Source organism: Lysobacter sp. Root667, assembly GCF_001427715.1.
In the GTDB taxonomy this organism is placed as follows: Bacteria; Pseudomonadota; Gammaproteobacteria; order Xanthomonadales; family Xanthomonadaceae; genus Lysobacter.
The window spans coordinates 392,077-405,240 of sequence record NZ_LMHF01000010.1 but is presented as its reverse complement, the minus strand read 5'-3'; the positions used below and the strand labels follow the sequence as shown (position 1 = coordinate 405,240).

The window sequence follows — 13,164 nt, the reverse complement described above, 5'->3', positions numbered from 1 at the left end:
CCGTCGCGTTTTGCTTCGGGGTAGGAGCGACGTAAGTCGCGACCACGTTGCTGCGGTCGGCCGCGCAGGTCGCGGCTCACGCCGCTCCTACCCCAAGGCTTTGCGCCGGCCTTTTGTGGGAGCGACGTGAGTCGCGATCGGATCGCTACGGCTGCGTCGAAATCGCGGTTCACCCCGTTCCCTCAGCGGGCGACGGTTCGTGCCATGCCGACCCGATCCGCCGCAACGCGGATTCGCAAAAAAACGGCCGCGGATTCCGCGGCCGTTTTCGCTCGAACCGATGACGGCTCAGTAACGCGGGATCGACCCGTCGATGTCGGCCCAGGCATCGATGCCGCCTTCGATGTTGTAGATCTCGCGGAAGCCGAGCTGGCGGAAATGCTCCGCCGCCTGGGCGCTGCGACCGCCGTGATGGCACAGGAAGGCCAGCGGAGCGTCCTTGGGCAGCCCCTCCAGCGCTTCCACGCCGGCATCGAAGCTGTCGTAGGCGACGTTGACCGAGGCCTGCGCGCGCTCGTCGGCCGGGCGCACGTCGATCAGGCGCAGCGTGCCTTCGCGCACGCGCGCCTGAGCGTCGGCGGGGGCGATCGCGCGCACGGTCGGCGGTGCGTTCGGATTGGTGATGACCAGGCCGCGGCCGCGTTCGTCGTCGGCCCAGTCGATCGACACGCCGTCGGCGCGGCGGGCGTTGACCCAGTCGGTCTGCACGCGCACGCCTTCGACGTCCACCGCGACCGCGTTGGCGTCGATCGGCGCCAACTGCAGGCGCACGTTGTGGCGCGCGTCCACTTCCAGCTGCACCGCGTAGCCGTCGCCGGCGTTGGCGACCGCGTCGCGCAGCATCTGCGCCGCGGCCGGGCTGATGCTCAGCTTTGGCGGGCTGCGGTCCGGCGCGGGCAAGCCCAGCGCGCTGTGCAGCTCGCCGCTGCCGGCCATCTGCTCGATGATGTCGCTGCCGCCGACCAGCTGGCCGTCGATATACAGCTGCGGGATGGTCGGCCACTCGCCGTACTGCTTGATGCCTTCGCGGATTTCCGGGTCGGACAGCACGTCGACATGGGCGTAACCCTGCGGCAGCAGCGCATTGAGCGCGCCGGAGGCCTTGGCCGAGAAGCCGCACTGCGGCGCGTTCGGCGCGCCCTTCATGAACAGTACGACGCGGTTGGACTGGAGCAGGGTGTCGATGCGCGTGCGCAGCGCGGGGTCGAGGGACATGGTGTGACGCCGGACGTGAGGTATCGGCGACATGGGGGCGGGCCGTGCGCGCCGCAAGGCCCGGACGGCGCTCCGCTAAGATGCGGTCCATGATTCCGGCCTCCGCCCCGCATCGACCGCCGCGCCGCCCCTGGGCCTGGGCCTGGCTGTTCGGCGCCTCGCAACTGGCGGTCATCGCGCTGTGGTGGGGGCTGGGCTGGCGGATCGGGCTGGCGGCGCTGCTGCTCAGCCATGGCCTGATGATCTGGGCCACGCTACGGCCGCAATCGCGCCTGTTCAGCCCGGTGCTGTCGCGGCTGAACGGCGACCGGCGCGAGGTCTGGCTGACCATCGACGACGGCCCCTCGGCCGACACCCTGGCGATGCTGGACCTGCTCGACGCCCACGGCGCCAAGGCGACTTTCTTCCTGGTCGGCCGCCGCGCCGCAGCGCAGCCGGAACTGGTACGCGAGATCGCGCGCCGCGGCCACGACATCGGCAACCACAGCCACAGCCACCCCGCGGCCTGGTTCTGGGCGCTGCCGCCCCGGCGCATGGCGGCGGAGGTCGCCGACGCGCAGGCGACGCTGACCGCGCTGACGGGGCGCGCGCCGCGCTGGTTCCGTGCGGTGGTCGGGATGGCCAACCCCTTCGTCGCGGCGGCGCTGCGGCGGCATGGTCTGGCCCGAGTGGCGTGGTCGGCACGCGGCTTCGATGCGGTGGCGGCGGATCCGCAGCGGGTGTTGGCGCGGATCGAATCGAATCTGGCGCCGGGCGCGATCGTGCTGATGCACGAGGGCGCGGGGCATGGACGCAATGTCGAAACGATGCGCCTGCTGCTGGAGCGGCTGGACGAGCTCGGCTACCGCTGCACGCTGCCGCAGCCGATCTAAGCGACAGCCGCTGCGGCCGCGATTGCGCATCTGCAGTGGGGTAGGAGCGACGTAAGTCGCGACCACGCGCCTCCGGCTGAATGCGCAGGTCGCGGCTCACGCCGCTCCTACCCCAAAGCCAAGACGGTGCCTTCTGCGGGAGCGGCGTAAGCCGCGATCGCGCAGCTTCGGCCGGGTCGAAATCGCGGCTCGCGCCGCTCCCACTCGGCTATCGCTGTACGCTGCCGCAGGCTATCTAAGCGACAGCCGCTGCGGCCGCGATTGCGCATCTGCTGTGGGGTAGGAGCGACGTAAGTCGCGACCACGCAGCTTCGGCTGAATGCGCGGGTCGCGGCTCACGCCGCTCCTACCCCAAGGCCAAGACGACTACCCCAAGGCCAAGACGACGCTTTCTGTGGGAGCGGCGTAAGCCGCGATCGCGCCGCTTCGGCCGGGTCGAAATCGCGGCTCACGCCGCTCCCACAGGAAGCTCGCGGCTTACGCCGCTGCCACAGAAGCTGGCGGTTCACGTCGTTGCCACAGGAAGCCGAGCGACATCCCTGCCGTTACTCCGGCTTGCTCGCCACGATCCGCCAATTGTTGAACGGCGTCTTGCCGAACAGCGGCGTGAATTCCACCTCCAGCGCCGCCTCGCGCAGGCGTGCGCGCAAGGCGTCGCCGTCGGGGTAGTAGCGCGGCATCGCGTTCATCCAGCCCACGGCGCGCGAAAATACGTCGGCGACGTGGGTGATCCGGGCGCGGCCGGTGCCGTCGGCCAGTCCGGTGCGGATCACCAGGCGTGCACCCGGGGTCAGCATCGCGATCATGGCGTCGATGGCGCGCGCCTGGGCATCGATCGGAATGAACTGGAGCACGTCCAGTATCACCACGCTGCCGCGGTGTTCGGGTACTTCGCGGGCGAGGTCGACGGTGTCGAAGCGGGCCTCGTGCAGCCCCGCGCGCGCGGCCGCACGCGCGGCGCGGCGGATCTTGCCGGCGTCGCTGTCGACGCCCCGATAAGGCAGATGGATGCCGTCGGCGCGCAGCGTGTGCGCGAGCAGGCCCAGGCCGCAGCCCAGGTCCAGCAAGGGCGCGCGGCTGCCGCGCAGGGCCGCGCTGACGCCGGGGTAGAGCGGGTCGCTGCCGAGTTTGGCGCGGCTGTAGTAGTAGTCCCAGCGGTTGCCGAGCGGATGCTCGGGCAGGAACGCGCGTGCGATCCGCATCGCCTGTCCATTGGCCATCGCTTGTGTCGCGTCGTTCATCGCTGCTGGTTTGCTCTGGTCGCGGTCGCCGCGTGCGTGCAGTGTGGCATCGACGCCGGCCGCGACGGAAATCGCGGCCCGCTTCGCTTCAACGCGCGCCGTTGGAAAGCAGGCGCCGCGCAACCGGCAGCGCGAGTTGCGTCCACTGCGTGTACATCGCCGCCGACGGATGCAGGCCGTCCTCGGCCAGCATCGCGGCCTGGGCGCCGAGTTCGCGCGAGACCGGGGTGATGTCGACCCAGGCCACGCCCTGGCGCTCGCACAGTGCGCGCGCGGCGTCGTTGAAGGCGTCGATCTCGGCGCCGATGGTCGCCGTGCCGCGCGCGTCGTTGCGGCCGAACGCGGTTACGCCCCAGTCCGGTATCGACATCGCCAGCACGCGCTGCGGGCGGTCGCCGGCGTAGCGGATCGCGCGTTGCAGCAGATCGCGGTACTCGCCGGCATAGTTGGCGACGCTGCGCGCGCGGTACTGGTTGTTGACGCCTATCAGCAGACTGACCAGCTCCCAGCGGCCCAGCGGCTCGGCCGCGTCCAGGGCAGAACTCAGTTCGTCGGTGGTCCAGCCGGTGGTCGCGATGATGCGCGGCCAGGCCAGGGTCGCGCCTTCCTCGCGCAGGGCGCGGGCCAGCTGCACCGGCCAGCGTCCGGCTTCCTCCACGGCTTCGCCGATGGTGTAGCTGTCGCCGAGCGCGAGGTAGGGCTGCAGCGGCAACGGCACGGCCACGGCGCGGCTCAGGCGACGGCGGCGCGTTGGCTCTGCGCCGCGCGTTCGGCGTGGCGGTCGAGCACGCGCTCGATGCGGTGGAAGACTTCGCGCAAATCCTCCGGCTGCGGCAGCAGGGTGACCCGGAAATGATTGCGATAGGGCACGTTGAAGCTCGAGCCCGGCACCACCAGCACGTCCTCGGTTTCCAGCAGTTCCAGCGCGAACTTGTGGTCGTCGAAGCCCTGCGCGGCGGCGCCGACCACGGCCGGGAAGGCGTACAGCGCGCCGGCCGGTGCGACCAGTTGCAGATGCTTGCTGGCCTCGACCGCTTCGATCACCGCGCGGCGCGCTTCGTACAGCCGGCCGCCCGGCGCGCACAGCGGCGTGATGGTGTCCTCGCCGTGCAGCGCGGCTTCGATCGCGAACTGGCCCGGCACGTTGGCACACAGGCGCAGCGCACCGAGCAGGTCCATGGCGTGATGGAAGTCGCCGCTGGCGACCGGGTCGCCGGACAGCACCGCCCAACCCACGCGCCAGCCGCAGGCGCGGTGGATCTTGGACAGGCCGCCGAAGCTCAGGCAGGGCAGGTCGCCGGCGATCGGCGCGACCGGAGTGAACTGGGCGCCGTCGTACAGGATGGAGTCGTAGATCTCGTCGCACATCAGCAGCAACTTGTGGCGCGCGGCGATGGCGACGATCTTCTCGATCAGCTCGCGCGGATACGCGGCGCCGGTCGGGTTGTTGGGGTTGATCAGCACGATCGCGCGGGTGCGGCTGGAGATCAGCTGCTCGATCTCGTCCGGATCGGGCAGGAAGCCGTTTTCCGGCTGGCAGCGGTAATACACCGGGCGGCCGTCGTTGAGGATGGTCGCGGCCGACCACAGCGGGTAGTCGGGCGAGGGCAGCAGCACTTCGTCGCCGGGATTGAGCAGGGCGCGCAGGCTGAGGTCGATCAGTTCGCTGACGCCGTTGCCGACGAACACGCGCTCGGGCGAGGCGTTGGGCGTGCCGCGCTGCTTGTGGAACGCGGCGATGGCTTCGCGCGCGGCCGGCAGGCCCTGCTGGTGGGTGTAGGGGTCGGTGTCGGCGATGCGCTCGGCGATCGCGCGCTGCAGATGCTCGGGAGCGCGGAAACCGAACGCGCCGGGGTTGCCGATGTTGAGCTTGATCTGCTTGCGGCCCTGGGCCTCGAGTTCGCGGGCGCGCCGAGCGAGTTCGCCGCGGATTTCGTAACGGACTTCGGACAGGCGTTCGCGGGTCTTCAAGGGGGGCTGGGACATTGCGGGGGCGGTATTTTGAGCGGAATACCCGCCAGACTAGCCGAATCGGCGTGCCGAAACAGCCGCCGCGGCGCGGCCTTCTGTGCGCTGCGTAGCGATCCGCGGCGGCGATCGCGGCGTCGCCGACGCGGCCGCCTATGTAGAATCCGGCCATGCACAGCCCGTCCGCCCTGTCTTGACCCCCGAGCTCACCGCGCTGCTGGCGATCGGCTGGCCCCTGCCGGACGGGGAGTCGCTGCCGACCGAGCCGAGCTGGCGCGAGGCGCTGGCGGCCCATCCGGCGGCCCGCCCGGTGCGGGTGATCGAGCAGCACCGCAGCGGCTATGTGGTCGCCGACGGCCCTGAAAGCGGTTTCCCGGTCGAATCCCTGCCGGAATGGCAGCGCCCGCGCTTCCCGCCCGAGCAGCGCCCGGGCGTGGGCGACTGGGTCCTGATCGAGGGCGCCGACGGCGGCAACCGCAAGATCGTCGCCCTGCTGCCCCGCCGTACCGCGATCAAGCGCGGCGCCGCCGGCGAGCACTACAAGCAGCAGCTGATCGCGGCCAACGTCGACACCGTATTCATCGTCTGCGGCCTGGACGCGGACTTCAACCCGCGCCGGATCGAGCGCTACCTGATGCTGGTCAGCGGCGGCGCCGAGCCGGTGATCGTGCTGACCAAGTCCGACCTGGCCGCGGCCGCCGACCCCCAGACCCTGCCCGAGGCGATGGCGACCCTGATCGAGCTGGCTGCGCAGAACATCGCCGTGCGCGCGGTCAACGCCAAGGACCCGGACTCGGTCGCCGCGCTCAATCCCTGGTTGCGGCCCGGCCGCACCGCCGTATTGGTCGGCTCCTCCGGCGCCGGCAAGTCGACCCTGACCAACACCCTGCTCGGGACGCAGCGCATGAAGACCGGCGCGGTGCGCAGCAGCGACGACCGCGGCCGCCACACCACCACCCACCGCGCGCTGATTCCGCTGCCCGCCGGCGGCTGCCTGATCGACACCCCGGGCATGCGCGAACTCAAGCCCACCGGCGAGGAAAACGTCGCCGAGAACTTCAGCGACATCGAAGCCCTGACCGAACAGTGCAAGTTCCGCGACTGCTCGCACGCACGCGAGCCCGGTTGCGCGGTGCGCGCGGCGATCGAAAGCGGCAAGCTCGATCCGCGGCGCTTCGCCAGCTACGTCAAGCTGCGCGACGAAGTCGCCGGCGCCGCCAACAAGCTCGCCAACCGGCGCGCGCAGAACTCGCAGGAAAAAGTCCTGGGCAAGGCGCTGAACAAGCGCCTGGACGAAAAGTACGGCAAGCACTGAGCCGCCCATGAGCAGCCTCCCGCCCGGTCTGCCCGCCGACATCCAGCAGCACGCGCTGCTGGACGCGCGCATGGTCCGCGCCGCGCGCGAGATCAAGCTGCTGACCCTGGCCAGCTGGCCGGCCGGACTGGAAATGCAATTCCTGGCCGACTACGCGCGCGGCAACGCCGCCCTGCCGCAGATCGTCTACCCCAAGCTCGATTTCAGCGAGGTCCGCCACGAGCTGGCCGCGATCGCCGCCGAGGCCGACCCCGATCATCCGCTGGGCCAGTACCTGGGCGAGTCCGCGCGCAGCTGGGGCACCGCCGCGGAACTGCTGGAAGCGCTGGGCAGCACGCGCGTGACCGCGCTGTCGATCGAGCTGTTCGGCAAGCCCGACGAACCGCTGCCCGGTCACGGCCCGAGCACGCGCGAGGCCGCGCGCCATTTCATCTCGATCGCCGACGAGCTCGACCACGAGCTGATGTCGCCGGCCGAGACGGTCAAGATCTCGGCCACCGCCCTGCATCTGCAGTTGCAGCGCGACCTGGACGACTACTTCGACGGCCGCGTGATCGAAGTGACCCTGGACCCGGACCTGATCGCCAAGGCCGCCGCCGGCGCCACCCGCATCCGCCTGCGCAGCGGCGCCGCCTTCAGCGACTACGACCGCGACCAGTTGCTGCAGCACGAAGCCTTCGTGCACTCGCTGACCGCGCTCAACGGCCGCGAACAGCACGTGCTGCCGAGCCTGGCATTGGCCTCGCCGCGCAGCACCGCGACCCAGGAAGGCCTGGCGACCTTCGCCGAGCAGATCACCGGCAGCATCGACATCGGCCGCATGAAGCGCCTGAGCCTGCGCATCGAAGCGGTGGCGATGGCCCTGGACGGCGCCGACTTCATCCAGGTGTTCCGCTACTTCCTCGACGCCGGCCAATCCCAAGAGGACAGCTTCGCATCGGCCCAGCGCGTGTTCCGCGGCGTGCCGACCCACGGCGGCGCGGCCTTCACCAAGGACACCGTCTACCTGCGCGGCCTGGTCGGCGTGCACACCTTCTTCCGCTGGGCCCTGCGCAGCGGCAAGTTGCACCTGTGCCGCTGGCTGTTCGCCGGCAAGATGACCCTGGCCGACGTGCAGCGCTTCGAGCCGCTGTTCCAGGACGGCGCGATCAAGCCGCCGCGCTGGATGCCGCCGTGGATCCAGCGCGCCAACGGCCTGGCCGGCATGCTCGCGTTCTCGCTGTTCGCCAACCGGATCCGCCTGGACCAGATGGCCGAAGGCGATTTCCGCGAGGTCGGTTGAGCGCTCTGCTTTAAGGGCAGCCCCTAGGTTGCGGCAAGCCGCAGGCGCACCGCACCAGCGCGCGCGCAGCGCTCAAGGCAGCGGCTTGAGCGACCCGTCGCGCTGAATCTCGTAATCCGCCGCCTCGCCGGCCGCGACCAGCCTCACCCGCTCGCCGATCTCGACCCCGGCATAGCTCGGAATCTCGTGCGACAGCCGCAGGTAGATCCACTCCTGGCCGACATCGGCCAGCTTCAGGCGCACGCCGCCGGCCGGGGCCTGCGCCACCGCGCGCGCCAGCGCCGGCGAGTACACCGCCTGGATGCTGCCGACCTCGTGCATGCGCCGCATCACGTTGACGCCGTGCCAGACGCTCAACAGCGCCGAGATCACCAGCACCGCCCGGCCCCAGCGCCGCATCCGCGGCCAGGCCGCCGCGCATACCGCCGCGGTCGCGGCGGCGTAGCCGTAACCGTACTGATTGGCCGATTCGGCCAGGATCATCACCGGCCCCAGCGCCGCCGTGCCGGCCAGCAGCCAGCCCAGGCACCAGCGCGCGCCGACCCGCCACAGCGCCGCCGCCGTCGCCAGCCAGACCAGGATCGCCAGCCAGACCCGGCCGTCGCCCAGGCCGCGCGAAAGCGTGCCGGCGATCGCCATCTTGGTTGCGATCGGCGGATACAGCTGGTATTCGATCCAACGCTCGGGGATGAAGGCGAAGCTCCAGCCGTAGTTGACGGCTTCGCGCGGCGAGAACAGCAACACACCGATGCGCAGGGCCAAATAGATCGCGACCGGCAGGCCCGCGACCACGGCCGCGATCAGCCATTCGCGGCGGCGGCCCAGGAACAGCCAGCCCAGGCCGAGCAGGGCCGGGATCACGATGCCGGCCTCCTTGGCCAGCAGCGCCAGCGAGGTCAGCGCGAATACCGCGACCCAGCTGATCCAACCGGGCCGTTCGCGTTGCGCCAGCAGGGCGATCAGCAGCGCGCAGCCGACCCAGATCAGGTCCGCCAGGGTGCCGACCCAGCCGTGGGTCAGGGCCGCGAACGGTCCCAGCGCGAACACCAGCGCGCCGCCCAGCGCCGGCCGCGCGGCCACGCCGAAGCGGCGCAGCAGTACCGCCAGCATCGCCGCATTGAGCCCGCCCAGCGTCACCATCAGGCCGTGGAAGAGCATCGGCCGCGCGAACAAATGCTCGGACAGCCACAGCCACAGCGAGAACGTCAGCGGCCGGTACTGGAAGGACTGCACGTCCGACCACAGGTAATCGCGGAAATGCCAGCCCGGATGCTGGCCGGCGAAGGCCGCCCACTGCAACTCGTCGTGGCTGTAATAGCCGGGGTTGAACACCAGCAGCGCCTGGGCCAGCAGCACGCACGCCAGGGCCACGATCGGCAGGGTCCATTGCGGCCAGGACCGCGGGGGATTGGGGTTCATTGCGCCTCCGGTCGCGCATTGTGTGCGCTGGCCGCACGCAAGACCATACAGCCATACGCGGGCGTCAGCGGCGGTCCCGGGAATACGGCTAGAATCGACAGCCCGCGCCCGTGGTCTGAAAAAACCGATGTCCGACAACTCGCCGACCAATAACGATCTCAAGCAGTCCGCGCTCGACTACCACCGCCTGAGCCCGCCCGGCAAGATCAAGGTCACCGCGACCAAGCCGATGGTGACCCAGCGCGACCTCGCTCTGGCCTACTCGCCGGGCGTGGCCTACGCCTGCGAGGCCATCGTCGAAGACCCCAACGCCGCCAGCGAGCTCACCGCGCGCGGCAATCTGGTCGCGGTCATCAGCAACGGCACCGCCGTGCTCGGCCTGGGCGACATCGGCCCGCTCGCCGGCAAGCCGGTGATGGAAGGCAAGGGCGTGCTGTTCCAGAAGTTCGCCGGCATCGACGTGTTCGACATCGAGATCGACGAACGCGACCCGGACAAGCTGGTCGACATCATCGCGTCCTTGGAACCGACCTTCGGCGGCATCAACCTCGAAGACATCAAGGCCCCCGAGTGCTTCATCGTCGAGCGCAAGCTGCGCGAGCGCATGAAGATCCCGGTGTTCCACGACGACCAGCACGGCACCGCGATCATCGTCGGCGCGGCGGTCTACAACGCCCTGGAAGTGGTCGGCAAGAAGATCGAAGACGTCAAGCTGGCCACCAGCGGCGCCGGCGCGGCCGGCATCGCCTGCCTGGACATGCTGGTCGCCCTGGGCATGAAGCCGGAGAACATCCTGGCGGTGGACCGCGACGGCGTGCTCTACACCGGCCGCGGCAAGATGGACCCGGACAAGGAGCGCTACGCGCGCGACACCGACAAGCGCAGCCTGGCCGACATCGTCGCCGGCGCCGACATCTTCCTGGGCCTGTCGGCCGGCGGCGTGCTCAAGGCCGAGATGGTCGCGACCATGGCCGACAAGCCGATCATCCTGGCGCTGGCCAACCCGTATCCGGAAATCCTGCCGGAAGACGCCAAGGCCGTGCGGCCGGACTGCATCATCGCCACCGGCCGTTCGGACTACCCGAACCAGGTCAACAACGCGCTGTGCTTCCCCTACATCTTCCGCGGCGCGCTCGACGTCGGCGCTACGGTCATCAACGAAGAGATGAAGCTGGCCTGCGTGCGCGCGATCGCGCAGCTGGCGCGCATGGAATCGTCCGACCTGGGCAGCGCCTACGGCGGCGACGTGCCGACCTTCGGCCCCGACTACCTGATCCCGCGTCCGTTCGACCCGCGCCTGCTGGTGATGCTGGCGCCGGCGGTGGCGCGCGCGGCGATGGAATCGGGCGTGGCCACGCGCCCGATCACCGACGTGGCGGCCTATAACGAAAAGCTCAGCCAGTACATCTACCGCACCGGCCTGCTGATGAAGCCGGTCTACGACCGCGCCCGCGCCGACCGCAAGCGCGTGGTCTACGCCGAAGGCGAGGAAGAGACCGTGCTGCGCGCGGTCCAGACCGTGATCGACGAAGACCTGGCCAAGCCGATCCTGATCGGCCGCCCGGACGTGATCCAGACCCGCATCGAGCGCCTGGGCCTGCGCATGCGCGAAGGCGTGGACTTCGAGTTGACCAACATCAACGACGATCCGCGCTTCAACGACTACTGGCAGCAGTACCACGCCCTGACCGAGCGCCGCGGCGTGACCCCGGCCGCGGCCAAGAACCTGCTGCGCTCGCGCCCGACCCTGATCGCGGCGCTGATGGTCGAGCGCGGCGAAGCCGACGCGATGATCTCGGGCCTGGTCGGCCGCTTCCACAAGAAGCTGGGCTACATGCGCAGCATCTTCGACTTCGACCCGGGCGTGCAGGGCACCTCGGCCATGACCGGCGTGATCAACGACCAGGGCGCGTGGTTCTTCCTCGACACCCATGTCCAGGTCGATCCCACCGCCGAGCAGATCGCCGAAGCCACTCTACAGGCGACCTACCGCCTCAAGCTGTTCGGCATCGAGCCCAAGGTCGCGCTGCTGTCGCACTCCAACTACGGCAGCCACGACAACCCGTCGGCGGCGAAGATGCGCAAGGTCCGGCAGATCATCCGCCAGCGCATGCCCAAGCTGGAAATGGACGGCGAGATGCAGGCCGACACCGCCTGGGACGACCTGCTGCGTCAGCGCATCTTCCCCAATACCACCCTGCACGGCCGCGCCAACCTGTTCGTGCTGCCCAACCTGGACGCCGCCAACATCACCTACAACATGGTGCGGGTGATGACCGACGGCGTCGCCATCGGCCCGATCCTGATGGGCCTGGACAAGCCGGCGCACATCCTCACCCCGGCCTCGACGCCGCGCCGCGTGGTCAACATGACCGCGATCGCCGCCGTCGATGCGCAGATCCGCGCTGCGCGGACCACCGGTCCCTAGCGCGGCGCTGACATGGGCGAGGGGGGCGCCTGCATCACGCCGACGACCGCGGTCAGACCCGCGGTCAGCGTGCTGCTGCTGTGCTACCGCGACGCCGGCTACATCCGCGCGGCACTCGCGGGCGCGTTCGCCCAGACCGTGCCCTGCGAAATCGTCGTCTCCAACGACTGCTCCGACGACGGCACCTTCGAGATCGCCTGCCAGATCGTCGCCGAGTACCGCGGCATCCACGACGTCAGCGTGCGCCGCACCTCGCGCAACCTGGGCGTCGCCGCGCATTTCAACGACGCCATGGCGCTGGTGCGCGGCGAGGTCGTGGTGATGATGGCCGGCGACGACATCGCCTACCCCGAACGCGTCGCGACCATCCTGCGCGCGTTCGCGGAAGCGCCCGAGGCGATGGTGCTGGGCAGCGACTTCGACTGCATCGACGCCGACGGCGAACGCATCGACATTCGCTTCCGGCGCCGCCCGGAGCGCTACGAGCTCGATTACTACGTGCGCGTGGGCCGCCTGATCGGCCTGCTCGGCGCCACCCTCGCGTTCCGGCGCGAGGTCTACGACCGCTTCGGCCCGCTGCTCGGTCCGATCGAAGACAACGCCCTGAGCCTGCGCGGCGCCCTGCTCGGGCAGTCGCTGTGCCTGCGCCAACCGCTGCTGCAGTACCGCCGCCACCCCGGCAGCGTCAGCGGCTGCGTGTTCGCCCGCGACGAAGCGCCCGAAGTCGCGGTGCGCCGCCGCTACGAACGCACCGTGCAGTTCTACCGCGGCACTGCCGACGACCTTGAACACTGCCTGCGGCAGATGCCCGAACTGCGCGGCCGCCCACTGCGCGACGCCCGCAACGTGCTGGCGATGTACCGCATCGAAGCCGACGCCCGCGAAGCCATCCTCAAGCACAAGCGCCGCCACTGGCTGGGCCCGGTGCTGCGCGGCCTGCTGCAGCCCGGCCTGCGCCGCAAGAGCGCCGAGCGCGCGCTGAAGCTGCTGCTCCCGCGCAGTTGGTTCGGCCTGCACCAGGCCTGAGCTCCACACAAGGCCCGCTACCGCTTCGGGGTAGGAGCGACGTAAGTCGCGACCACGTCCCTTCGGCCGCTCGCGCAGGTCACTGCCTGCTCCGCTCCTATCCCAAGGCCAGCCCCTGCTTCCTGTTATGTCGGTCCCTGGCTTCCTGTGGGAGCGGCGTAAGCCGCGATTTTCGTCCCATCCGAAGCCACGCAATCGCGGCTCACGCCGCTCCCACAGACCGCAACGACGCAGCGGTGGCAACAGCTGCCTGCTGTGGGGTAGGAGCGACGTAAGTCGCGACCACGCATCTTCGGCCACCACGCACCTCAGGCCATCACACGCCTCCGGCTGCCCGCGCAGGTCGCGGCTCACGCCGCTCCTACCCCAGAGCCAGCAGCCGCTCCCACAGAAAGCGA

General features: G+C 70.0%; 10 protein-coding genes. 5 read left to right on the top strand and 5 right to left on the bottom strand.

Going from position 1 to position 13,164, the window contains the following annotated elements; genetic code table 11:
- Positions 1–288 precede the first annotated feature (288 nt).
- Complete coding sequence (gene grxD / locus ASD78_RS09690) at positions 289–1,215, bottom strand: Grx4 family monothiol glutaredoxin (RefSeq protein WP_056100720.1); 927 nt, start codon at positions 1,213–1,215, stop codon at positions 289–291.
- An 89-nt stretch (positions 1,216–1,304) separates the two neighbouring features.
- Here grxD and ASD78_RS09685 point away from each other — a divergent pair, with 89 nt between their 5' ends.
- Positions 1,305–2,087: a polysaccharide deacetylase family protein gene (locus ASD78_RS09685; protein ID WP_056100715.1), complete on the top strand. Its 783-nt coding sequence runs from the start codon at positions 1,305–1,307 to the stop codon at positions 2,085–2,087.
- Between the two features lie 545 nt (positions 2,088–2,632).
- Here the strand turns inward: ASD78_RS09685 and ASD78_RS09680 are convergent.
- The 3 genes from ASD78_RS09680 to ASD78_RS09670 all read right to left on the bottom strand — a co-directional run bounded on the left by ASD78_RS09680 (position 2,633) and on the right by ASD78_RS09670 (position 5,314).
- Entirely contained in the window at positions 2,633–3,307 is a 675-nt protein-coding gene (locus ASD78_RS09680) for a methyltransferase domain-containing protein (RefSeq protein ID WP_056100951.1), read from the bottom strand.
- A gap of 109 nt (positions 3,308–3,416) precedes the next feature.
- On the bottom strand, positions 3,417–4,052 hold the full coding sequence (locus tag ASD78_RS09675) for an SGNH/GDSL hydrolase family protein (protein ID WP_235566475.1): 636 nt from the start codon (positions 4,050–4,052) through the stop codon (positions 3,417–3,419).
- An 8-nt stretch (positions 4,053–4,060) separates the two neighbouring features.
- Positions 4,061–5,314: a pyridoxal phosphate-dependent aminotransferase gene (locus ASD78_RS09670; RefSeq protein WP_056100711.1), complete on the bottom strand. Its 1,254-nt coding sequence runs from the start codon at positions 5,312–5,314 to the stop codon at positions 4,061–4,063.
- A gap of 175 nt (positions 5,315–5,489) precedes the next feature.
- Here ASD78_RS09670 and rsgA point away from each other — a divergent pair, with 175 nt between their 5' ends.
- Both rsgA and ASD78_RS09660 read left to right on the top strand, forming a co-directional pair.
- Positions 5,490–6,611 carry a ribosome small subunit-dependent GTPase A gene (gene rsgA, locus ASD78_RS09665; protein ID WP_056100945.1) on the top strand — a complete coding sequence of 374 codons (1,122 nt, stop codon included), beginning with the start codon at positions 5,490–5,492 and terminating at the stop codon, positions 6,609–6,611.
- Between the two features lie 7 nt (positions 6,612–6,618).
- Positions 6,619–7,893 carry a flavohemoglobin expression-modulating QEGLA motif protein gene (locus tag ASD78_RS09660; RefSeq protein WP_056100708.1) on the top strand — a complete coding sequence of 425 codons (1,275 nt, stop codon included), beginning with the start codon at positions 6,619–6,621 and terminating at the stop codon, positions 7,891–7,893.
- A 72-nt stretch (positions 7,894–7,965) separates the two neighbouring features.
- On the opposite strand, the gene ASD78_RS09655 is transcribed toward ASD78_RS09660, so the two are convergent.
- Positions 7,966–9,312: a hypothetical protein gene (locus ASD78_RS09655; protein ID WP_056100704.1), complete on the bottom strand. Its 1,347-nt coding sequence runs from the start codon at positions 9,310–9,312 to the stop codon at positions 7,966–7,968.
- Positions 9,313–9,439: 127 nt separating this feature from the next.
- Between ASD78_RS09655 and ASD78_RS09650 the strand changes: the two genes are divergently transcribed.
- Positions 9,440–11,740 (top strand): NADP-dependent malic enzyme, encoded by a 2,301-nt coding sequence (locus ASD78_RS09650; protein ID WP_055904864.1) that lies wholly within the window; start codon positions 9,440–9,442, stop codon positions 11,738–11,740.
- 12 nt (positions 11,741–11,752) lie between these two features.
- On the top strand, positions 11,753–12,766 hold the full coding sequence (locus tag ASD78_RS09645) for a glycosyltransferase (protein WP_056100699.1): 1,014 nt from the start codon (positions 11,753–11,755) through the stop codon (positions 12,764–12,766).
- The last annotated feature ends 398 nt before the right edge of the window (positions 12,767–13,164 follow it).

Excerpts from the sequence above, each read along its gene's own strand:
- grxD (WP_056100720.1), bottom strand. The coding sequence starts at position 1,215 with ATGTCCCTCGACCCCGCGCTGCGCACGCGCATCGACACCCTGCTCCAG.
- ASD78_RS09685 (WP_056100715.1), top strand. The coding sequence starts at position 1,305 with ATGATTCCGGCCTCCGCCCCGCATCGACCGCCGCGCCGCCCCTGGGCC.
- ASD78_RS09680 (WP_056100951.1), bottom strand. The coding sequence starts at position 3,307 with ATGGCCAATGGACAGGCGATGCGGATCGCACGCGCGTTCCTGCCCGAG.
- ASD78_RS09670 (WP_056100711.1), bottom strand. The coding sequence starts at position 5,314 with ATGTCCCAGCCCCCCTTGAAGACCCGCGAACGCCTGTCCGAAGTCCGT.
- ASD78_RS09660 (WP_056100708.1), top strand. The coding sequence starts at position 6,619 with ATGAGCAGCCTCCCGCCCGGTCTGCCCGCCGACATCCAGCAGCACGCG.
- ASD78_RS09655 (WP_056100704.1), bottom strand. The coding sequence starts at position 9,312 with ATGAACCCCAATCCCCCGCGGTCCTGGCCGCAATGGACCCTGCCGATC.
- ASD78_RS09650 (WP_055904864.1), top strand. The coding sequence starts at position 9,440 with ATGTCCGACAACTCGCCGACCAATAACGATCTCAAGCAGTCCGCGCTC.
- ASD78_RS09645 (WP_056100699.1), top strand. The coding sequence starts at position 11,753 with ATGGGCGAGGGGGGCGCCTGCATCACGCCGACGACCGCGGTCAGACCC.